The organism is Ornithinimicrobium cavernae (assembly GCF_003121625.1).
Lineage (GTDB): Bacteria > Actinomycetota > Actinomycetes > Actinomycetales > Dermatophilaceae > Ornithinicoccus > Ornithinicoccus cavernae.
Window position 1 is genome coordinate 1 of the sequence record NZ_QDDJ01000009.1, and the last position, 20,895, is coordinate 20,895.

14 protein-coding genes and 1 pseudogene are annotated in these 20,895 nt (G+C 71.4%); 6 read left to right on the forward strand and 9 right to left on the reverse strand.

The features are described from left to right. From DA085_RS21170 to DA085_RS11435, 5 genes and pseudogenes are all read left to right on the forward strand, one after another. Window positions 1-185: pseudogene (locus tag DA085_RS21170) on the forward strand (aldehyde dehydrogenase family protein); the annotation flags it as partial. Window positions 186-188: 3 nt separating this feature from the next. After that, window positions 189-782 carry a GNAT family N-acetyltransferase gene (locus tag DA085_RS11420; protein WP_109473112.1) on the forward strand — a complete coding sequence of 198 codons (594 nt, stop codon included), beginning with the start codon at window positions 189-191 and terminating at the stop codon, window positions 780-782. Further along, window positions 782-2,731, forward strand: coding sequence for a GNAT family N-acetyltransferase (locus DA085_RS11425; RefSeq protein WP_109473113.1), 1,950 nt, complete (start codon window positions 782-784; stop codon window positions 2,729-2,731). Before DA085_RS11420 ends, DA085_RS11425 begins: the two co-directional genes overlap by 1 nt. 145 nt (window positions 2,732-2,876) lie before the next feature. Continuing rightward, a complete protein-coding gene (locus DA085_RS11430; protein WP_237565458.1) occupies window positions 2,877-4,592 on the forward strand; it encodes an ABC-F family ATP-binding cassette domain-containing protein in 1,716 nt (571 codons plus the stop codon). Beyond that, entirely contained in the window at window positions 4,589-5,056 is a 468-nt protein-coding gene (locus DA085_RS11435) for a GNAT family N-acetyltransferase (RefSeq protein WP_109473115.1), read from the forward strand. Before DA085_RS11430 ends, DA085_RS11435 begins: the two co-directional genes overlap by 4 nt. Window positions 5,057-5,101: 45 nt before the next feature. Here DA085_RS11435 and DA085_RS11440 read toward each other — a convergent pair whose 3' ends face one another. From DA085_RS11440 to DA085_RS11470, 7 genes are all read right to left on the reverse strand, one after another. After that, on the reverse strand, window positions 5,102-6,013 hold the full coding sequence (locus DA085_RS11440; RefSeq protein ID WP_161958486.1) for a ribokinase: 912 nt from the start codon (window positions 6,011-6,013) through the stop codon (window positions 5,102-5,104). Further along, on the reverse strand, window positions 6,010-6,963 hold the full coding sequence (locus DA085_RS11445; protein ID WP_109473117.1) for a nucleoside hydrolase: 954 nt from the start codon (window positions 6,961-6,963) through the stop codon (window positions 6,010-6,012). The genes DA085_RS11440 and DA085_RS11445 overlap by 4 nt, the downstream gene beginning before the upstream one ends. Continuing rightward, window positions 6,963-7,727, reverse strand: coding sequence for a glutamine amidotransferase (locus tag DA085_RS11450; RefSeq protein ID WP_109473118.1), 765 nt, complete (start codon window positions 7,725-7,727; stop codon window positions 6,963-6,965). Before DA085_RS11450 ends, DA085_RS11445 begins: the two co-directional genes overlap by 1 nt. 78 nt (window positions 7,728-7,805) lie before the next feature. Continuing rightward, complete coding sequence (locus DA085_RS11455; protein ID WP_202619201.1) at window positions 7,806-8,855, reverse strand: phosphotriesterase family protein; 1,050 nt, start codon at window positions 8,853-8,855, stop codon at window positions 7,806-7,808. A 2-nt stretch (window positions 8,856-8,857) separates the two neighbouring features. Then, window positions 8,858-9,868, reverse strand: a complete 1,011-nt coding sequence (locus DA085_RS11460) for an ABC transporter permease (protein WP_109473119.1) — start codon at window positions 9,866-9,868, stop codon at window positions 8,858-8,860. 8 nt (window positions 9,869-9,876) lie between these two features. Next, window positions 9,877-10,638 (reverse strand): ATP-binding cassette domain-containing protein, encoded by a 762-nt coding sequence (locus tag DA085_RS11465; RefSeq protein WP_202619202.1) that lies wholly within the window; start codon window positions 10,636-10,638, stop codon window positions 9,877-9,879. A gap of 54 nt (window positions 10,639-10,692) precedes the next feature. Next, window positions 10,693-11,673 carry a substrate-binding domain-containing protein gene (locus DA085_RS11470; RefSeq protein ID WP_109473120.1) on the reverse strand — a complete coding sequence of 327 codons (981 nt, stop codon included), beginning with the start codon at window positions 11,671-11,673 and terminating at the stop codon, window positions 10,693-10,695. A gap of 158 nt (window positions 11,674-11,831) precedes the next feature. Between DA085_RS11470 and DA085_RS11475 the strand changes: the two genes are divergently transcribed. After that, the gene (locus tag DA085_RS11475) at window positions 11,832-12,833 is read left to right on the forward strand and encodes a LacI family DNA-binding transcriptional regulator (RefSeq protein ID WP_161958487.1); all 1,002 of its coding nucleotides are present in this window, start codon (window positions 11,832-11,834) and stop codon (window positions 12,831-12,833) included. 98 nt (window positions 12,834-12,931) lie between these two features. Here the strand turns inward: DA085_RS11475 and DA085_RS11480 are convergent, their stop codons facing one another. Both DA085_RS11480 and DA085_RS11485 read right to left on the reverse strand, forming a co-directional pair. Next, window positions 12,932-13,735 (reverse strand): class F sortase, encoded by an 804-nt coding sequence (locus DA085_RS11480; RefSeq protein WP_154402181.1) that lies wholly within the window; start codon window positions 13,733-13,735, stop codon window positions 12,932-12,934. A 128-nt stretch (window positions 13,736-13,863) separates the two neighbouring features. Beyond that, the gene (locus DA085_RS11485) at window positions 13,864-20,832 is read right to left on the reverse strand and encodes a hypothetical protein (protein ID WP_109473123.1); all 6,969 of its coding nucleotides are present in this window, start codon (window positions 20,830-20,832) and stop codon (window positions 13,864-13,866) included. Window positions 20,833-20,895: the final 63 nt, after the last annotated feature.

Here is a 20,895-nt window from a genome sequence, read left to right on the forward strand (position 1 = left end):
CCAACGCCACCGGCCTGAACTGGGGCGACCTCGAAGCCGCCGCCGCCACCAACCTCAAACGCGTCCTGCGCCCCGCCGGCACCACCCCCACCGCCGAAGAACCCGACTTCACCACCGAACCCGGACTCACCCGCATCGAAACCTTCCTCGAAACCAAGACCGTCTGGCACCCCAAAGGCACCTGACACGTGCCCCACCCACTCGACCCCCGGCGCTTTCGTGCCTACTGGCGCCGCCGGGAGATCCTGGACCTCTACACGTTCCCGGTGCACGGACCGGGTCCTGCTGCCGACACCTCGCGGAGCCTCGAGGACGCCACGGCCGAGGTCCTGGACCTGATGCGCGAGGCGTACCCGAAGGACTTCAACGCGCGCAAGCACCAGCTGCTGCTGGACCGACTGACACACCCTGCCGATCGCACCCTGATCATCCGGGACGAGCACGGCGAGGCCTGCGGCTACTGTCACATCACCGACGAGAACACGGAGAACGCCCGCATCAGGCTGCCGATCAAGGTCTCGGCGCGGCAGGCCTACCTGTGGGACGACCAGGTGTTCGCGCGCCACCGGCGACGCGGGCTGCACGCGTTCTCCATCGCGCGGCGTCTCGAGCTGCTGGCCGAGCAGGGCCGCACCGAGGCGCTCACGATCATCTCCCGCCCCAACGAGGCCTCCCGCCGGTCCTACGGGGCGTTCGGCCTGCGGCGGCGACGCGTCCTGATCTACCTGCCGGCGCTGAAGCGCACCTTCTCCGTGCCGGCCACGAGGACGGTGCCCGACTGATGGAGGTCAGGGTCATCACCAGCTCGGAGGAGCTGGCGGGACTGGGCGCGGAGTGGGAGGAGCTGGAGGCTCGCCCCCACACGCCCTACTACGTGCGGCACCGCTTCGTCACCGCGTGGTGGAACAGCTACCGGCAGGCGCCTGGATACCGCCTCCACGTCGTGACCGTGCGCCAGAACGGCCGCCTCGTCGGGATCGGTCCGTTCGCGATCCGTCCTGAACAGCGCTCGGGTCAGCCCGTCCGGGTGCTCCGGTGGGCCAGCCACGGTGACTACCTCTCGCTGCTCCACGCCGACGACTCGCACGGCTCGACCGCCCGACCGGAGGTGATCACCCAGCTCATCCTGCAGGAGCTCACCCGGCTGGTCGATGACGGCACGGTCGTGAGCGTGCACCTGACCGGCATCCCGTCCGAGTCGGACTTTGCCTGGCACGTGCGCAAGTCACAGGACTACCACCAGCGCCTGGCCTTCCTCGTCGAGAACCCCTACCTCGACCTGTCCGACGGCTACACCACGCCCTCCCACACCACCAAGTACCGCAACAAGCTGCTGCGCGAGCACGAGCTGACGTTCGCCGTCTTCCACGGCGCCGAGCACCAGATCCTCGAGCGGATCGCTGCCGTGCACGTCGCCGAGAAGCAGCATCTCGTGGAGCACGGACGTGACGAGCGTCATTCCCTCTACGAGGACCCGCGACGGCTGGAGCACATTCGCGGTGTCTTCGAAGGGACCCGGGATGCCGTGACCTTCGCCTATGTCGAGGGGGAGGACCCGGCCACCGGGACGATCGCTGCCTACCGCACCGTCTTTCGCGACGCCGGCCGGCTGCTGTCCTGGAACAGCGCCTATCTGCCCGCGTACGAGCGCTACCGCATGGGCAAGGTGCTGCAGCTGCGGATCCTGGAGCACCTCTGTGGTCCCGAGGGGGAAGACCTCGGCGTGCAGGAGTTCGACTTCGGGGCTGGCCGGTACCCGTGGAAGTTCGAGTGGACCCCCAGCCTGCGGGCCACCTACCGGCTGCTGATCAAGGCGCCGCTGCTGCCCGAGAAGGCCGCGCCCATCCCGCCCAAGAAGGCCACGTCACCACCGGAGGCAGGGACCCAGCCGCGTCGCCCGGAGCAGCGGCCGCCGGCCCAGCCCGCCGCGGCGCCCTCCGAGGCCTCCGATGCACGGCGGTCCACGGTGCGGCGGCGCACCGCGCGGCTGGCTCGCCGGGTCGCGCCCCACCTGCCGGCTGTGATCGTCGCTCCGGCACGCCGGCTCGTCCGTGCGCAGCGGGTGCGGCGCTCGCCGGTCACCATCTGGTACGCGCCCCACCCCGACGACGAGACGATCTTCATGGCCGGGTCGCTGGCCAGCGTGCGCAACCGGCGCAAGATCATCGTCCTGCTGACGGCCGGTGAGTCGTCCCGGGCGATCGAGGGCATCAACCGCAAGCTGGACCGGCCCATCTCCCGGGCCGAGTTCGTCGCCTCCCGTGACCGGGAGCTCCGCGCGGCCACCCGCCACCTCGGGGTGGCTCGTCGGGACATCGTGCGCGTCGGCCTGCCGGACAACGGGCTCCGGGCCGAGGACGTGCTCGACGTCATCAGGGCCCAGGCCCGCCGGTTCCCCGGGGCCAGCCACCGCACCATGAGCTACCTCGACATCCACCCCGACCACGCGGCGGCCGGAGAGGCTCTTCTGGAGGCGCACCGCCAGCACATCGTGGAGGACGTCCTGTTCCACCTACCGGTCCCCCAGGTGCGTGACGACCGCGCCTCCAGGGTGACGTTCGGCACGGCAGCGACCGAGGCGAAGCTGGCAGCGCTGCGTGAGTACTGCGTCTGGGAGCCTGCTCAGGGTCGCTACGCCGTGGGACGCCGCAGCGTCAGCGAGCTGATCAGGCACCACCGCCGGACACCCGATGAGCTGGTGCACGGTCCGGAGCTGCCCCCGCCGGACTGACGGCCAGCTCTCCCCGGCAAACCGGTTGCAGTGAGGGGAACCGGTCCCATAGCGTTCTCGGCATGTGGATCTCCTGAAGCCGCCCGGCCGCGCTGGTCACCCCACGTCGTGACCGGTGCGGGCCACCGCTTCCCCCTGGAGCTCTGTGTCTCACCCAGCCCCGCTGCATACCTCCGCCGTCTCCGGCGCGGAGCACCTCCGCGTCGACGGCATCTCCCGCTCGTTCGCTGACCGGCGGGTGCTCACCGACGTCTCACTGATCGTCTCCGCCGGTGAGGTGGCCTGCCTCATCGGTGAGAACGGCTCGGGCAAGTCCACCCTCCTGCGGATCGCCGCAGGGCTCGACCACCCGGACGCGGGCTCCGTCAGTGTGCCCGGCACCGTCGGGCTGTTCCACCAGGAGCCACCGTTCCGCCCGACCCTGACGATCGATGAGGTGCTCGCCGAGGCGACGGCGCCCGTGCGACAGCTCGCCCGCCGGGTCGAGGTCGAGGGCCAGGCCATGGCGGACGGTGCCCCGGGGGCAGCAGCACGCCTCCACGCCGCCCTCGAGGCCGCGCAACGGCACGAGGCCTGGGACCTGGACCACCGCGTGGACCGGGTGGTGGCCGGGCTCGGCCTCGCCCAGCTGCCGAGAGACCGTCGGGCCGGTGAGCTCTCGGATGGTCAGGTCTCCCGCCTGTCGCTTGCCTGGTTGCTGCTCCGCTCCCCGGACACCCTGCTGCTGGACGAGCCCACCAACCACCTCGACGACGCCGCCACCGAGACCCTCACCGGTCTGCTGCGCGGCTGGTCCGGGCCGGTCCTCATCGCCACCCACGACCGTGCCTTCCTGGACGAGGTCGCCACGACCCTGCTGGATCTGGACCCGGCACCAGCGCCGTACGCCGCCGTGCGGCACGACACTGACTCCCCAGGCTCGGGGTTCGGGCTCACCGCCTTCACCGGAAGCTACACGGCCTACCTGCAGCACCGGCAGAACGAGCGCGAACGCTGGGTGCGCCGGTTCCGCGAGGAGCAGACCGAGCTGGCCCGGCTGCGTGCCCGCGTGCGCGATGACCACACGGTCGGACGGCCAGACCGACCGCCGCGGACCGAGGGCGCGATGGCCAGGAAGTTCTACGCGGACCGCAACGCCAAGGTGGTCGCCCGCCGGGTCAACGACGCGACCACAGCCCTCCAGCGACTGGAGCGGGACCAGGTGCGTAGGCCGCCGGCCCGTCTGCGCTTCGTGGGACTCGGGCCCAGCGAGGGGCTGGACGCCGCTGGCCGGCGGCGGGTGCCCTCCGCCGGCCCCGTGCTGACCGCGACCGGTGTCGCCGTGGCAGGTCGGCTGGCTCCCACGACGCTCACCCTCGGTCCGCGGAGCCGACTCCTGGTCACCGGTGCCAACGGGTCAGGCAAGTCGACGCTGCTGGCAGTGCTCTGCGGTGACCTGCCGCCCGACCACGGCTCGCTCACCGTGCCCGCCCGGCTCCGCACCCGTCGCCTGAGCCAGGAGCCGCTCTCGCGAGAGGCCTCGCAGACTGTGCGCACGGCATACTCCTCGGCCGTCGGGGTGGAGCGGGCGGAGCGCACCCCGCTGGCCACGTTCGGCCTCCTTGCGGGACGGGACGCCGACCGTCCCGTCGCCGCCCTCAGCGTCGGACAGCGTCGCCGCCTGGACCTCGCGGTGCTCCTGGCGGACCCGCCCGACGTGTTGTTGCTGGACGAACCCACCAACCACCTGTCGCTGTTCCTGGTCACCGAGCTGGAGCAGAGCATGCCCGACTACCCTGGCGCCGTCGTCGTCGCCAGCCACGACCGGTGGCTGCGCGAGGGCTGGACCGGCGAGCGCCTCCACCTGAGAGGACCCGCATGAGCCTGACCATCACCCGTGCCAACGATCCCCGGGCGACCCGCCGGATCCTCGGCGCGCTGCCCTCCTGGTTCGGCATCCCCGCAGCCAACGCGCACTACGTCCGGGCGGCCGCGGAGAAGGACTCCTACCTCGCGCAGGTCGACGGCACCACGGTGGGGGTGGCGCTGGTGGACCGCCACTTCCCGGAGAGCGCCGAGATCCACCTCATCGCTGTCTCCCCCGGTCAGCACGGCACCGGGGTCGGGTCTGCCCTGGTGCGTGCGATCGAGGCGGACCTGGTCGCTGACGGTGCACGGCTGCTGCAGGTCAAGACCGTCGGTGCGTCCCACGAGGACGAGGGGTATGCCGCCACGCGCGCCTTCTATGTCGCGCGCGGCTTCCTGCCCCTGGAGGAGGCCCGGGGCGTGGACTGGGACGGCCCGACCCTGACCATGGTCAAACCGCTCTCGGCAGGACAGATCTGACCGCTCCGACCGGGCGCACCGGGAGGTCGGTGGCGGGCCGCTCGCTCAGGCCGGTGCCTCGACCCCGAAGGTGGGCGGCACCTGGGCTCCGGCGTGCTGCGTGCTCGTCGAGGCCAGGGCGACAGCGCGCCGGACGGCCTCGGGGAGCTCACTGCCCGGCCGGGCGAGCTCGTGGGCGAGCACGCCACAGAAGGCGTCCCCTGCACCGCTGGTGTCACTCGCGGTCACCCGGGGGGCCGGCACGTGCTCCACGACGGCGCCGTCGGGGGCGACGATGACGGCGCCGTCGCTGCCGAGGGTCACCACCAGGGTGCCCCGGAAGTCCAGAGCCGAGGCGCAGTCGCTGACCTCCTCGAGCGTGGTGGGCGCGGGACGGCCGGCGAGCTGTCCCAGCTCGGCGCGGTTGGGCACGAGGATGTCGACGTGCGGGAGCAGCGGGGCCAGCGCGGCCGGGTCGTGCACCGGGGCGGGATTGAGCACCAGGAGCGCCGGCTGGGCCTGCGCCGCCGCCAGGAGTGCCGGGACCGGCACCTCGAGCTGGGCCAGCACGACCTCCTGGCTGCAGTCGCCCAGTGCCTGGCTCACCCAGGCCGGCTCGAGTGCCCCGTTGGCGGCCGGGTCGACGATGATCAGGTTCTCGCCGTCGTCGCCGACGACGACGATCGCCGTGCCGGTCGGGGTGCCCTCGGAGAACCGGCGGACCCCCGTGGTGTCGATGCCGCGGGAGGCCAGGGCGGCCAGCCCCAGCTCGGCGTTGTCGTCCGGGCCCACGGCGCCGATGAAACGCACCCGGCTGCCCAGCGTCGCCGCAGCCACGGCCTGGTTGGCGCCCTTGCCACCCGGGGAGGAGGAACGGTTGTTCGCCAGGACCGTCTCGCCCCGACCCGGCAGTGCCGGCACACGGTAGGTCGTGTCGATGTTGAGCGACCCCACCACGCACACCGCGCCGCTGGTCACGGTGCCTCCACCGGCGCGCCCAGGGTGTCCAGCGCACCGAGCACCAGGTCCCAGTAGCGCTCGGCGTCGAGCCGCACGGCGACCTTCGCGTTCGGCTCCCGGTCCGGGTAACGGTGGAACAGGTCCGCCACGGTGGTCCCGCGGGTCCAGGTCCCGTCCAGCTCGACGGCGAGGAACACCTCTCGCCACTCGATGACGTCGGGGTCGATGAGCGCGGCGATCGTGCAGGGGTCGTGCACCGGCGGCGCCTCGAACTCCCAGACGTCCCGGTAGGACGAGCCGAAGAAGCCCATCCACCCGGCGCAGGTGCGCCCGATGAGGTGCTCCATCGCGGCCATCCGCTCGACCACCTCTGGGGTCGCCAGGGCCTGATGGGTCAGGTTCAGGCCGACCATCCGCACCGGCACCCCGGAGGAGAGCACGATGTCCAGGGCCTCGGGGTCGGCGTAGGTGTTGAACTCCGCCGTGGGGGTGTGGTTGCCGCCCTGCGTGCCGCCGCCCATGAAGATCACCTCGGCGATGTGCTCCGCGATCTCCGGCTCGTCCCGGAGGAGCTGGCCGACGTTGGTCATGGGTCCGGTCACCACGACCGTGACGGGCTCGGGGTGCTCGCGCAGCGTGCGCGCCAGGAGCTCCACGGCGGTCTCCGGCAGCAGCGACTGGGCTGGTTCGGGCAGGTCCGGCCCGTCCAGGCCGGTCCGGCCGTGGACGTAGTTGCCGAGGGCCGCCTCCCCGACGAGCGGACCGGCGGCGCCCTCGGCGACCGGCACCTGCGTCGCTCCGGCGAGGGTGAGCACTCGCAGCGCGTTGCGGGTGGCGTCACTGACGGGGCAGTTGCCGAAGCAGGTGGTCACCGCCAGGAGGTCGATCTGCGGTGAGCCGACGGCCAGCAGCAGCGCCACCGCGTCGTCATGGCCCGGGTCGCAGTCCAGGACGATGGGGACCGCCATCAGCCCTCCCGGCCCGCAACGGGTTCGCCAGCGAGCCAGCGGAGCATGCCGCCGACCAGCGGAGCGAAGCCGTCCCAGTCGAGGAACTCCTGGGGGCACCAGTGCGGTCCGATGTCGGAGGCCCACGCGAGGCTGCGTCCGGACCCCACCTCGCAGGTCGCGAGCAGGACGTCCTCACCGACCCGTGCCAGGACGGCCGCGTCGTCGCGGGCGAGGATCTCGTTGTAGCCGAGCAGGTCGGGCGCGCCGTCGCAGAGGCCGGCCAGCGGGTGGTCACCCCCCGCGCTGCTCACGGACGCACCCTGCGGCGTCTCCACCCGGTCGTCGCCGGAGATCATGGTCACCGGCAGCACCTCGGCGATCGGGCTGCGTCCGAAGTTGGCGACCGCGTTGATCCCCTGGAAGCTGAGGTAGCCGCCGGCCATCATCAGTCCGCCGCCGCCCCGGGTCCACTCGGCGAGTGCGACCAGCGAGTTGTCGCTGCGCCGACCGTGCTGCCAGGTCTCCGGCGTGAGCACGAAGGAGTTGTAGCCGATGTCGGAGATGATCACGACGTCGTACTCCGACAGGGCCTCCGCGGTGCGTGGGAACTTCGCGGGGACATCGTGGCCATACATCTGCTCCACCTCGATCCCCTGCTCGGCGGCCGCGGCGATGAAGGCGTCCGCACCGGTGTCGAAGACGGTGCTGTTGAAGTGGTCGAACCCCTTGTGGTGGGTCTCGTGGACGACCCAGCTCTCCCCTGCCAGTAGCACTCGCGCCATCATGGTCTCCTTCGTCTGTGAGGTGTCTCGGTGTGTGGGGTGGCCGGCGCACGCCGTGGCGGCGGGCCGGCGAGGTGGTCAGGTGCGGTCGTCGCGGCCCGCGAAGAGCGCCCGCGGGTTGTCGATGAGGAGCCGGTCGACCTCGACGCGGGTCAGTCCGTGGCGCAGCAGCCGTGGCACGAAGTACTGGAGGATGTGGCCGTAGCCAGGGCCCCCGTGGCTGCGCAGCAGTGACTTCAGGAAGATGTCCTGCGAGATGAGCAGCCGGTCACCGAAGCCGTCGTGCACCAGCTCCGTCAGGGCAGCCGCGTTCTCCTCGTCGGAGGGGCACTGCTCGCCCTGGTCGGCATAGAAGACCTCCATGCCGATCATGTCGTACTGCACCCAGGCGCCGCGGCGCAGCAGACGGCGCTGGTAGTCCCGGTCGGCCGCGGACGGACCCATGTGGCACAGCACGACGCGCGCCGGGTCCACGCCGGTGTCCTCGGCCAGGTCGAGGACCTCGTCACCCCGCCGGAACCAGGCCGGCAGGTGCACCTGCACCGGCAGACCGCTGTCGACCTGGGCGAGCAGGGCGCCGCGGAGACTGACCCGCTCGGCGTTGGTGAAGTCGGCGCTCACCCCGATCTCCCCGATGATCCCCGGCCGTATGCCGTCACTCCCCTCGGCGAGGTCGGTCAGGATGGTCTCGGCGACCTGTTCGGGCGCCAGGGCGGCGACATCCGTGGGGTGGCTGCCCTCCAGGTAGTAACCGGTCCCGGCCACCACCTGCACCCCGGTCCGCAGACTGACCTCGCGCAGTCCGGACAGGTTGCGCCCGGCGCCCAGACCGGTCGTGTCGATGATCGTGCGCCCTCCGAGGTCGGCGTAGCGCTGCACCTCCGCGCTCGCGGTGTCGACGTCCTCCAGCCGACAGTTGTCGAGGTTGGCGAAGGGGTCCTGGCGCAGGTCCCAGAGGATGTCCTCGCTCACCGGCCGGCTGGCCAGGTCCTCGGGGTCCCAGCCTGTCGAGGAGGTCCGGTGGGACCACGAGCTGGCGTCGTTGAAGATGTGCTCGTGGGTGAGGGTGACCCCCAGGTCGGTGGCCGGCACGGGGCCGGTCACCGTCATGACGCTCGGCTCCGCCACGGTCACTTCCTGGTCCTGGCGATCCGGCTGAACAGCTTGGTGTTGAGGAGGATGGCGACGACGAGGATGAGCCCCTGCACGATCGGCACCCAGTAGACGTCGACGCGCAGCTGCACCAGGCCGTTGCTGATCACCCCGAGCGTCACGGCACCGATCGCGGAGCCGATCACCGAACCCCGGCCTCCCATCAGGCTGGTGCCGCCGAGGACGACCGCGGTGATCACCTCGAGCTCGAACATGGTGCCCGAGTTCGGGGAGCCGCTGGAGAGCCGGGCCGCGGTCAGGATGCCGGCGACGGCCGCCGCCCCGCCGGCCAGGCCCAGGACCGCCATCTGGATGCGCCGGATGTCGACACCCGAGCGCCGCAGCGACTCCGCGTTGGAGCCCACGGCGGTGACGTAGCGACCGAACTTCGTCTGGCTGAAGACGTACCAGGCCAGGAGCACGAAGGCGATGGCGATCCATGTCGGTGTGTACAGGCCGAGCAGCTTGCCGTGGGCCAGCGGCCGGATGAGCGTGGAGTCGATCGGCTCGCTGTAGCCGCCGGTGACCAGCAGGGCGATCCCCCGCACGGCGGTCAGCGCGGCCAGGGTGACGATGAAGGACTGCAGGAGCCCGTATGCCGCGAGGGCACCGTTGACCAGCCCGATCACCAGCCCGAGGGCGACAGTGAGCAGGAGCGCCAGCACCGGGTTGCCCGTCGCGGCCCACAGACCCAGTGCCGCGGCGCTCAGGCCCACCACGGAGCCGACCGACAGGTCGATCTGGCCCGTCGTGATGACGAAGGTCATCGCCATGGCCACGATCACGGTCGGTGCGACCTGCCGGGCCACGTTGACCAGGTTGTCCGCGCTGAGGAAGTTCTCGGTCTGGACGGAGAAGAAGGCGAACAGCACGATCAGCACGACGCTGATCGAGATCACCCCGAAGTGCTTGCCGACGAAGGCCGACAGGGCACCGGTGGAGCGGTTCCGCGAGGCGGCGGGGGCCGGAGCGGTCGTGGAGGTAGTCATCGGTCAGCTCACTTCCCCATCATGGCGGTGACGAGTTCGGACAGGTCGGTCTCGGAGGGCTGGAGCTCACGGTGCAGCACGCCCTCGTAGAGGACGACGAAACGGTCGCAGACCTCGAAGAGGTCCTGGAGCCGGTGGGTGATCAGCACGACGCTGACACCGCGGGCCGAGACGTCCCGGATCAGCTGCAGGACCATCTCCACCTCCTTGGCGGCGAGGGCAGCCGTCGGCTCGTCGAGCACGAGCACCTTGGGGTCGAAGGTCACCGCCCGGGCGATCGCGACGGCCTGCCGCTGCCCACCGGAGAGGTTGCCGACCTCCTGGTAGGTGTCACTGATCCGGATGTGCAGGGTCGAGAGGTCCTGGGCGGCTTCGGCGTGCATCCTCTTGTGGTCCAGTCGCCGGGTCCACCGGTGGTGGATCTCGCGTCCGAGGAAGAGGTTGGCGGCGACGTCCAGGTCGTTGCAGAGGGCCAGGTCCTGGTAGACCATCTCGATGCCGTGGGCCCGCGCCTCCCGGGGCCCGGCCCCGGTCAGTTCGACGCCGTCCACCAGGATCTTGCCGCTGTCCGGTGTGACGGCGCCGGCCAGCATCTTCATCAGGGTCGACTTGCCGGCTCCGTTGTCCCCGACGAGGCCGATGACCTCGCCGGGGGCCACACGGAGGTTGACTCCGCGGAGCACGTCGAGCACCCCATAGCGCTTGCGAATGTCGGCCATCTCCACGCGGGGCTGGGCGTGGCTCGGGCGCTCCGTGGCAGTCGTCGGCACGGGGTGAACTCCTTGGTCGGGGCGGGTTCTGCTACGGGCTGTCGGTGCTGCTGGTCAGGAGAAGATCTCGCGGTAGTCGTCGACGTTCTCGGAGGTCACGATGGTGATCGGCACGTCGATGAAGCCCTTCGGCTCGGCGCCGCCCAGGATCGCCTTGAGCTCCGTGACCGCCTCGACACCCTCCTGCTTCGGGTCCTGCTGGATGACCGCCTCGACCACTCCGCTGTCGATGCCGGCGATGACCTCCTTGGTCAGGTCCCAGCCGATCACCGTCGTCTCGCCGCCGCCGGACAGCGCAGCGGTGGCGCCGACGGTGGCCGGCTCGCCGGTGGTGTAGATGAAGTCCAGGTCCGGCTGGGCCGTCACCAGGTCCTGCGCGGCGGTGGCTGCCGTCTCCTGGACGTTCTCGCCGTTGGCGCTCTGGGTGTACTCCGCGCCGTTGGCGTCGATCACCTCGCGGAAGCTCTCCTCCCGCTGGATCTGGATGAAGGAGTTCTTGGCGTCGACGACGCCGTAGCTGCGGCCCTCGGCCAGGCCGTTGTCGACCAGCCACTGACCGGCCTCCTTGCCCGCGGCAAGGTTGTCCACCCCCACGAAGGTCTCCACGCCCTCGAGCTCGGCGTCGATCGCCACGACCGGGATCCCCTGCGCCTGTGCCGCCTCGACCGCCGGCATGACGCCGTTGACGTCGATCGCGACGACGATGAGCCCGTCGACGTCCTGCGTCACGAAGTTCTCGATGTCGTTGCTCTGTCGGGCCGAGTCGTTGTTGGCGTTGGCGATGGTCAGGGTGCACCCGAGCTCGTCGGCAGCCTCCTGGGCGCCCTCGTTCATCTGGGTGAAGAAGACGGCCGTCTGGTTGATCTGGGTCATGCCGATGGTGCACTCGCCGTCGTCCGCCGCCGTCTCCGCGCCGTTGTCGTTGTCGGCGGGAGCGGGCTCCTCGTTGCCGGTGCTGCACGCACCGAGGAAGAGGACACCGGAGAGGCCGAGAGCAACAGCGAGGCCGGCGCGTGGGGTCATTCGTGGGGTCATGGTTCCTCCAGGGTGGCTCGGCAATCGATTTCCGAGAGTGGGGCCACGGTAGCGTGTCGTCCGCACGAGCGGAAGAGGCGCGCGCAACTTTTTTCCCGGCGACGCCCGCGCACGGGCGAGGACACGGACGGAGGACGATGGCCCGACGGACCCACAGGGTGACGATCAGCGACGTCGCCGCGCGCGCCGGCGTCTCCCCCGCGACGGTCTCCCGTGCGCTCACCGGCAGCCGCCCGATGTCCCCCGAGCTGGCCGAGCGCGTCCGCACGGCCGCGCAGGAGCTGGGTTACCGGGTCAACCTGTTGGGCCGCGCACTGCGCCAGCAGCGCAGCAGCGTGATGGGACTGGTCGTGCCGGACCTGGACAACCCGTTCTTCGCCTCTCTGGCCGAGCACCTGAGCCGGGTCGTGGAGACGTCCGACATCGAGCTGCTCGTCGCCAGTGCGGGTGACAGCGTGGAGACCGAGCGCCGCATGATCTCCTCCTTCCTGGACCGGCAGGTGGACTCGCTGGTCGTGATCCCGTGCGACGAGGTCCAGAGTCAGGGGGGTCTCGAGGAAGCGACCGATCATGCGGTGACCGTGCAGCTGGACCGCCGGGTGCTGGAGACCGGCGCCTACTACGTGGGGTGTGACAACCGCTACGGCATGTCACTGGTGGCGGGTCACGTGCGCGACGACGTCGATGCGGAGGCGCAGCCGGTGGTCTTCGTCGGGGCGGAACCCCGCTCCTCCTCGGCCCACGAGCGGCTGGAGGAGTTCCGCCGTCAGTTCCCGGGGTCTCGGGTCCTTCTCGGCACCTTCGACGTGCGCTGGGGCCAGCAGGCGGCGGACCGGCTCCTCGACGCCGGCATGACCCGGGGCACCCTGGTCGCCGCCGCAGACATCATCGCCCTCGGCCTGCTCAGCCGCCTCCAGGCCCGTGGCCACCGGGTGCCCGACGACTTCCGGGTGATCGGCTTCGACGGTGTCGGCGTCACCCGTCTGGCCCATCCCGAGCTGACCACGGTCCGCCAGCCGGTCGAGGAGATGAGCCGCCGCATCCTGGAGCTCGTCGGCGACCTTCCGGTCGACGGTGCCGAGCAGGAGATCAGGATCCGGCCCACGCTGGTCCTCGGTCCCTCGAGTCCACCGGCCGCACGCTCCGGACGGCGCTCCTGAGCCGGCGGACGAGCAGGCGGTAGGGACGGAGGCGACGGTGAGGATGGCACTCACGCCCGTCCCGGTCGGGGCCGGCCACCGGTCCCGGTAGGGACCGCTCAGGGCACGGGAGTCGCGGTCACCACGATGTTGTCGGTGTGCGTCCACCGGCCGTCCTCGGTGCGGATGATCGGCCCACCGCACGTGACCAGCGTGAGCACCCGGGGCCCGGAGTCGTCGAAGACAGCCGCTGGCAGTGACGTCTTGCGATAGTTGCGGACGGACGTGACTGCCCAGGCCGTCTGGGCACCGGCACCATCGACGGTGACCACCGTGGCCCCCGCCCGCAGCCGCCCCAGGAAGTAGAGGGCACCGTGGTGTCCCTGCTGCGTGACGTGCCCGGCGATCAGGCTCGAGCCCCCGGGCGCCTCCAACGGGCTGGTGGTGTCGAGCAGGCCCACCTGCCGAAGGTCCGACGGCAGCTCCATCTCGTCGGTGGAGGTGACGCCCTGCGGCACGATCGGGGCCGAGACATAGATGGAGGGGATGTAGAGGTGGTTGACCGGGTGCCCCGCCCCGGCCACCGGTCCCGCGCCGCCCGCGCGACCGCTGACCGCCTGCACTGTGTCCGCGCGGACCTCTGCCGGCACGGTGACCGGCGCGGTGTTGACGAACGGACCGAGGTCAGCGTCGTCCGGGATGACGAGCGGCAGGTCCGCGGCGAGTCGGTCCAGCGCCAGGGCCTCGCCCGCGCTGAGCGAGAACTCCTGGTCAGGTGCCGGCGTCGCCTCCGGAGGTGTCTCGCGCAGGCCGGTGAGCACCAGGAACCCACCGCCCGCGAAGAGCAGGGCACACATCGCCACCACGGCGACAGGACCCCACCTGCTCCGGGGCCTCCGGTTCGGCCTGCGGTCCGTCGTCATCTGACCCTCCGTCGTTGAGGGCGGCCGGACCCCGGTGGTCCCGGGGCCCGGCCGCGGGTTGGCTCCGTGCCCGGTCGCTCGTGACCGGTTCCGGCCGCGCGAAGGGCGGAGTGCCTGCGGGAGCTGCGCTAGTTCCGGCGACGGCGGAGGAACGCAGCCGCGCCGAGGAGGGCGATCACCATCGCGGCGAGACCCGAGCCGACCATCCCGGCTCGCGGGCCGCCCGCCACCGGGTCGCCGGTGGGGATCAGTGGCTGAGCGTGTGGTGGCTGCGGCTCCACCGGGGGCTGGGGCTCCACCGGGGGCTGGGGCTCCACCGGGGGCTGGGGCTCCACCGGGGGCTGGGGCTCCACCGGGGGCTGGGGCTCCACCGGGGGCTGCGGCTCCACCGGGGGCTGCGGCTCCACCGGGGGCTGGGGCTCCACCGGAGGCTGCGGCTCCACCGGCGGCTGCGGCTCCACCGGCGGCTTGGGAACGACCAGGCCCGCGACGCACACCTGGACGGTGCGCCGGGCGAGGTCACCGGTCGCCGGGATGCTCGCCGTGTTGGTGTGGGCGAGGCACTCGCCCGGGACGCCCGGCAGGTCGAGCTCGTAGGGGAAACCGGTGGCTCCGTCGTGCCAGTTGACCGTGCCCAGGAGTGTGCCGGGAGCCTCGCCGGTCACCAGGTCGTCGAACACCGGCACGTCGAGGTTGACCTCACGGTCCAGTGCGAATGTCACCTCGACGGGCGCGCTGGACGTCCGACCAGCACCGTCGGCGTCGGTCCAGCTCACCCGCGCCGTCGTGCTGCCCTCGTAGTCGGGTTGCTCCTCGAAGAAGCACTCATAGGGCAGGGACCGGGTCTCACCTGCGGTGAGCACGGTCTCCTCTCCCCCGCCGACGACACAGGAGCCACCGACGCCGGGCACGCCGGTCACCGTCAGCGTCATCTCCTGGAAGTCGTTCGGGTTGGTCACGCTGATCTCTCCCGACAGCTCCCACCCGGAGTCGACGAACCCGTCCGGGCTGGCCGTGACCAGGTAGCTGAAGCGTGCGGCACCGGACTGCGGGAGCTCCGCGTGCGGACGGTCGACCGTCTTGGCGAGCTCCCAGTCATAGGTCCGGTCGTAGGCGGCCTGTGCCGTCGTGCTCACCTGCGGAGCCGCCTCGGTGCAGACCGTCACGTCGACCGACGCCCGGTCCCCCACCGACTGGCCCCCTGCCGCGGCGGCAGCAGCTCCAGTGGCAGACGACCGGAGGACGGCAGTGTTGGTGTGGTCGACACACGTCCCCACCTCCCCGGCCAGGTGCAGCGTGTAGGCGAACTCCGTGGGACCGTCGTGCCAGCCGACCGTGCCCAGCAGCTCACCCGGAGCCTCCCCGGTCGTCTTGTCGTCGTGCACCGCGACCTCCGGGTCGGTCTCCTCGTCCACCGAGAAGGTCACGGGTGCCGAGGCCTCGACCGTGCCCGAGGTGTCCCCCGGTCCGGTCCAGGCCAGGGTCGCCAGCGCAGTGCCCTCGTAGGCCGGCTGCTCACCGAAGGTGCACTCGTAGCCCAGGGCCCGGGTCCCGCCCGGCTCCACGACGACGTCGCCGGGGGCCGCCGCGACACACTCGCCACCCAGACCGGTGACGTCGGTGACACTCAGGGTGAGCTCGCCGCCCTCGTAGGTGTTCGGGTTGGTCACGAGGACCTCTCCGGCCAGGGACCAGCCCGAGTCCGTGTAGCCCTCGGGCACGACCGACACGACGTAGGCGAACTCTGCCGCGCCCTCCTCGGCGAGGACCACCCGGCTCCGGTCGACCTGCTTGGTCAGCGACCAGTCATAGGTGCGGTCGTAGTCCGCCTCCACCGTGGCCGTGACCTCCGGCGCCACCGCCGCGCAGACCGACACGACCTCCTCGGCCTCTGCCCCGGTCGCCGGGATCGTCGCGGTGTTCGTGTGGTCCACACAGGTGCCGGCCTGACCCGCCAGGGCCAGCGAGTACTCGAACGGGGTCGGGCTGCCCTGGTCGTTCCAGGTGGCGCTGCCCAACAGCTCCCCGGGGACCGCACCGGTCGCCAGGTCGTCGTAGACGTCGACCGTCTCGTGCGTCTGCCCGCCGACCTCGAAGTGCACCGGCGCCTCGGTGGTCACGGTGCGCAGGGACCCGTCGGACCCGGTCCACTCGACCGTCGCGGTGGCGCCGACCCCGTCGTCCGGCTGCTCGGCGAACGTGCAGCCGAAGGCCAGCGCCGCGCTCGCCCCGCCGGCCAGCTCCTGGCCGGCCACGTCCGCGACCTCGCACGTCCCGCCGGGCACCTCCGCACCGGTGAGGTCGACGGTGACCGGCGCCTCGGCATACCGGTTGGGGTTGGTCACCAGCACCTGACCGGTCACCGCCCAGCCGGAGTCGACCTGGCCGCTGGGCGTCGCCGTCACCGTGTAGTCGACGGTCGCGGTGCCGTTCCCGGTGACGGTCACGGCCGACTGGTCGGCCCTCTTGCTCAGGTCCCACTCGTAGAGCCGGTCGTAGGTCCCCGACGCGCGCGCCGAGACCTCAGGAGCGAGCTCGACACAGACCGTCACCTGCTCCGTGGCCCGGTCACCGGTCGCCGGGATGACCGCCGTGTTCCGGTATGCCGTGCACTCACCCGGCACTCCGGCCTGCGGGTTCGGGTAGCTGAAGTCGGACGGACCGTCGTGCCACGTGGCAGTCCCGAGGAGCTCGCCCGGGGCCTCCAGGGTCACCTTGTCGTCGAACACCGGAACCTCCACGTTGTGCTCGGTCGCTGCGTGGAAGGTGACACTCTCCGGCTCGGTGGAGGTGCGATGCGCCACACCGGCGCTGTCGGTCCAGATCACCGTGGCGGCGCTCGTGCCACCGCGGTAGTCCGGCTGCTCCTCGAACGCACACTGGTAGGTGGTGGTGGCCCGGCCGCCACCGGGCACCACGAGCTCGGGACGGTCGACCGTGCAGCGGGCGTCGGCACCGAGGTCTACCGTCTCGGTGACGTCCACCGTGACGTCCGCGGTGTTCGGGTTGTCGACCGTGATCTCACCGGTCAGGGACCACGCCGTGTCCGCGAAGCCGTCCGGTGTCGCGGTCACCACGTAGGTGAACCCGGCGGTCCCGCCCTCACTGGTGGTGGCGTGGGTCCGGTCCGCCTCCTTGGTCAGCTGCCAGCCGTAGCTGCGGTCGTACTCCGCCCGGACGGTCTGGCTCACCGAGAGGTCCAGCGGCGAGCACACGGTGACCTCCGCGACGTCCCTGGTGGCGGGGAGCTCGGACAGCCAGGCGGTGTTCTGGTAGGAGACGCACCCACCGGGGTCGCCGGCCAGGGTCACGCCGTAACGGAACTGCCCGGTCTCGCCCTCACCGGTCCACGTGTGCGTCCCGAGCACGACCGGGTTGGCGGGGTCGGTCTCGTCGTCCACCACGGTCACCGTGTCGTTGACCGGGACCGCTGTCCACGTGTCCACCTCGAAGGCTGCCGTCCCGGTGGCGGACGCACCGGGAGTGACGTGCTCCTGCTGGTCCCACGTGGCGGTGGCGGTGTTGGTGCCGCTGTAGGCCGGTTGGACGGCGTAGGTGCAGCTGTAGGCGAAGTCCAGGGACCCGTTGGCAGGGACGGCCCGACGCGGGTCCACGACGGAGCACTCGCCACCGTTGTCGATCGCGTCGGTGACGACGACGTCGACCGGCCAGTCGTTGGCGTTGGCGACGGTGATGGTCCCGTTCATGGACCAGTTGCTGTCGGAGGCCGGTCCGTCCGTGACCTCGACGGTGTACCAGGCCTCGACCTCACCGGTCTGCGGGTCAGCGGTCAGGTGGGTCTCGGCGGCCGTCTTGGTGAGGTCGTAGGCGTGGCTCCGGTCGAGCTCGCCGGTGACCACCTTCGTGACGGTCGGGTCCGAGCCCACGCAGACCTCGACGTCGGCACCGTCCTCGGCAAGCACCTCGTCCCCGTCGCCGACGACCGTCGCCACGTTCGGGTAGGTCGTGCAGGCACCCGCCTCGCCGAGAATCTCCCGTGCGTAGCCGAGGGTCACCGTGCGCCCCTCGCCCACCTCGACCCAGTCCAGAGCCGGAGCAGCATCAGGGAGGACAAGCGGCGCAGGGGCCCCGCCGTCGAAGGCGTCCGCGACGGTCACCTGCCGGTGGTGCTCACGGTCCGGCGCACCGAACCGGACGTCCGCGCTGGCGCCGGCCCGACCGGAGGTGCCGGGGTGGGCTGCCGCGTCCCAGGTGACGGTGGCGGAGTTGACCCCTGGGTCGGTGGAGTCCGGCGCGCAGGTGTAGTCGAACGTGGCCACGTCCTGCGCGGGGACCGTGCGGTCTGCGGCGCCTCCGTCGATGGTGCACGCGGTGCCACCGACGACGTCACCGAGGTCGACGGTGAAGTCGCTGGGGTTGGGGTTGGCCACCCGGATCGCGCCGCTCACGCCGATGTGGGAGTCGGCGTAGCCCTGCGCGGTCACGCTCACGCCGTACCCCACTGTCGCGGGTCGGCCCTCGGGGGTCCGGAACTGCGTGCTGTCGGCCGTCTTGGTGACCTGCCAGGTGTAGCCGCGCTCGTAGGAGGTCCGCGCGGTCGTGGTGACGAGCAGATCGGTCTCGACCCGGCTGTTGGTGAAGGTGCACACCACGTTGCCCGAGTCCGGCATGCTGAACGAGCCGGTCAGGGCGCCGGGGGTGTAGTCGACGTCGGCCCCGGCGCAGGTCAGGTCTGTGACGTAGTCGCCCGTGGTCGCGGGATCCTCGGACAGCCGGACCGTGGTGCCCGGGGCGACCGTGCCGGACGCGGCGTGGGAGGTGTCGACGAAGGCAGCCGTGCTGCCGACCGTGGAGACCGCCGTCTGTGGCTCCTGCCCGCTCGTGATGCTCAGGGTGGTGGAGTCCCCGGCCAGACCGCCCTGCCACTCCTTCTGCAGGGTGACGGTCTGCGCCAGGGTGTTGATCACCTGACACGAGACGACTCCGTCGCTCGGGACGGCCACCGTGAAGCCGTTCGGCCCCGCGTTGTCCGGGGTGACGGTCCGGCCGGTCGCGGTGTCGGTGCAGGAGGCGTTGAGGCCGTCCTGCTGCTCCAGGGTGAAGCCCGGCCGCTGGGTCTCCTCGATGGTGATGTTCCGTGTGGCAGCGCTGTCGGAGTACCCGTCGATCTCGAAGTTGACGGCACCGTTGACGTCGCTCTGGTCGCTGGTCGGCGTGACCCCGGGGTTCTGGGCGGTGAAGGTCCAGTCCTGCCCCGGGGTGAGACTGCCGTCCCGGGTCCGCTCCTGCTTGACCACGCTCAGTGTCCCGAGGCACTGCTCCAGGGCGATCCCGCGCAACAGGTCGCCGACCGTGCCGAGGTCCTCGAGGTAGGTGTCGGCCGGTCCGGCCACCAGCGCGAGCCGGTGCCGGCTCCCCTCCGTCTCGAAGCCTGCCCCGATACCGATGACGATCAGGTGGCTGCTGGCCTTGACGGCGTTGGCGGAGTGGATCGCCTCCTCGACCGCGCGCAGGTTCGAGCCGCTCCCGTCGTTCTGGGTCAGCCCGTTGCGGTAGTGCGTCGGCTCGTCGTCCGTCAGGAAGATCACCACGTCGTAGCGGTCCGCGTCGATCTGGGCGAGGCCCAGGTCCCAGTTGATGCCTCCCGAGTGGGTCAGGCCGTCGATCCTGCTGCGGAGGGCGTCGGCGCCTGCCGCGGTGGCGACAGAGGTCAACGGCATGGTGTTGTTGTTCGTGCTGTTGGCGGGGGCGTAGGTCGCGAAGGTGTAGAGCGCGATGCTGGAGGGCGTGCCCTCCAGGGCGTCCACGAGTCGTCGGCCGGCCGCCCGGTAGTCCGCCAGGTCGTTGGTCACCGTGCCCGACACATCGACGACCAGGGCGATGTCCAGGCCACAGGTCTGTGGCGCGGGCGGGTTGTCGCGGACGTCGGGGAAGGTGCGCCCCTCGCCGGGCAGCTCCACCACACGGTCCTGCGGCGTGTCGTTGCTGGTGATGTTGCCGGTGTTGTAGGCCACCGGTTGCGTCGCATCCCCCCAGGTCAGCGGAGCACTCCAGCCCGCCGGGGCACTGATCTCCGTGACATAGAAGAAGTTGCTGCCACTGCTCAGCGGCACACCGAGTCCACAGACCCCCTGGGCACCGGTCGTGCAGGTGCCGACCCGGTCGCCGCCCGTCAGCGTGCTGGAGTTCTGGACCTTGTAGAACGCAAAGACCGCCCCCGCAAGGCCGGTGACCTCGGTGGAGGTGCCGACGCGGTCACCACCCTTGCGCACCAGGAGCTGCACCTCATCGGTGCCGACACTCACCTCCGGGTCGCCGTCCGGTCCGATCCGCAGCTCGGTCGCTGTGCGCGGCGTGGCGGAACCGCGGGTGTCCGCGCGCTCGGCTGTGCCGGCCCCCGTGCTGGTGGTTGCCCCGACCGGGTCCGTCCCTCCCTCGTCGTCCGCCTGGCCCTCACGCCCGTCGGTCGTCGGGGCTTCCGCGCCAGCCCCATCGGCACCCTCGTCACCCGGGTCTTCCCCGGCACGCTGCTCGTCGTCCTCCACGGACGGTTCGTCGCCGGCGGTGCCCTCGGCGCCCTCCTCGACCGGTGCGCCCTCATCCGTCCCGGGCTCCTCTGCGCCCTCGTCGACCGGGGCACCCTCGTCGACCGGGGCACCCTCGGCCTCCGCGGGCTCGTCGACGGGCTCCGGCTCACTGTTGTCCGGTGTCACAAAGGTGAGCGCGCCCGCTGGCTGCCGCCCGTCCCCAGTGACGGTGGCGTGCTGCTGATCCGTGACGAGGTCGTGTCCCTCACCCGTGCCGACCTGCGTGATGGTGTAGTCCCCCAGCGGGAGGCCGCCCAGGCCGAGCGTGCCCGTCGTCGGGTCAGAGTCCTCCGCCTGGTTGTCTGCCAGTGCCAGCGTCAGCCCGTCGGGGCCCTCCACCTCATAGCTGGTCCCGGCGACGGCTTGACCGGTCGCGTCCGCGGCGGACCAGGTGAGGCTTCCCGTCGCGACGACCGGCGGCTCGTCGATCGCACCCGGGGCAGCCATGGCACCGCTGGACAGCAGTCCGAGGGCGGCGACGGTCACGACCGAGTGGTGGACCCGACGCAGCAGGGTGGCACGGGGCGAGCTGGCAGAACGGTAGGACATCAGGGACTCCCTCGGACGTCCCGGGCCGGAGAGCTCAGGGGTGTCCCGGGCCCGGGTCTCGCA

Bases quoted from the DNA above. Each gene is read 5' to 3' on its own strand.
- DA085_RS11445 (WP_109473117.1), bottom strand. From the start codon at position 6,963: ATGGCGGTCCCCATCGTCCTGGACTGCGACCCGGGCCATGACGACGCG.
- DA085_RS11425 (WP_109473113.1), top strand. From the start codon at position 782: ATGGAGGTCAGGGTCATCACCAGCTCGGAGGAGCTGGCGGGACTGGGC.
- DA085_RS11480 (WP_154402181.1), bottom strand. From the start codon at position 13,735: ATGACGACGGACCGCAGGCCGAACCGGAGGCCCCGGAGCAGGTGGGGT.
- DA085_RS11485 (WP_109473123.1), bottom strand. From the start codon at position 20,832: ATGTCCTACCGTTCTGCCAGCTCGCCCCGTGCCACCCTGCTGCGTCGG.
- DA085_RS11460 (WP_109473119.1), bottom strand. From the start codon at position 9,868: ATGACTACCTCCACGACCGCTCCGGCCCCCGCCGCCTCGCGGAACCGC.
- DA085_RS11450 (WP_109473118.1), bottom strand. From the start codon at position 7,727: ATGGCGCGAGTGCTACTGGCAGGGGAGAGCTGGGTCGTCCACGAGACC.
- DA085_RS11435 (WP_109473115.1), top strand. From the start codon at position 4,589: ATGAGCCTGACCATCACCCGTGCCAACGATCCCCGGGCGACCCGCCGG.
- DA085_RS11470 (WP_109473120.1), bottom strand. From the start codon at position 11,673: ATGACCCCACGAATGACCCCACGCGCCGGCCTCGCTGTTGCTCTCGGC.